Annotated in this window: 1 pseudogene; it reads right to left on the bottom strand. The window is 35.0% G+C overall.

What is annotated here, in order from left to right:
* A pseudogene (locus tag HMPREF2658_RS02635) lies at positions 1 to 283 on the bottom strand (hypothetical protein); the annotation flags it as partial.

The following is a 283-nucleotide window of genomic DNA, read 5'->3' on the forward strand; positions in this document are numbered from 1 at the left end:
ATTCTTCATTTGATACAGCTGCACTTTTATCTGTTTCTACTTGAGCTTCTTTCTTAGTTTCTTGAATCTCTTGTGCCTCTTGTGATGTATCGCTTAAATTATTTACACTTGCTTCTTCTTTTATCGCTGCTTGTTGTGCCTTCAATGCCGCTGCTTTTGATTTTTCATTTGATACTTCTGCACTTTTATCCGTTTCTGCTTGAGCTTCTCTTTTAGCTTCTTGAATCTCTTGTGCTTCTTGTGATGTATCACTTAAATTATTTGCACTTGCTTCTTCTTTTAT

The sequence above is a fragment of the Staphylococcus sp. HMSC062H10 genome, assembly GCF_001836945.1.
GTDB lineage: Bacteria > Bacillota > Bacilli > Staphylococcales > Staphylococcaceae > Staphylococcus > Staphylococcus aureus.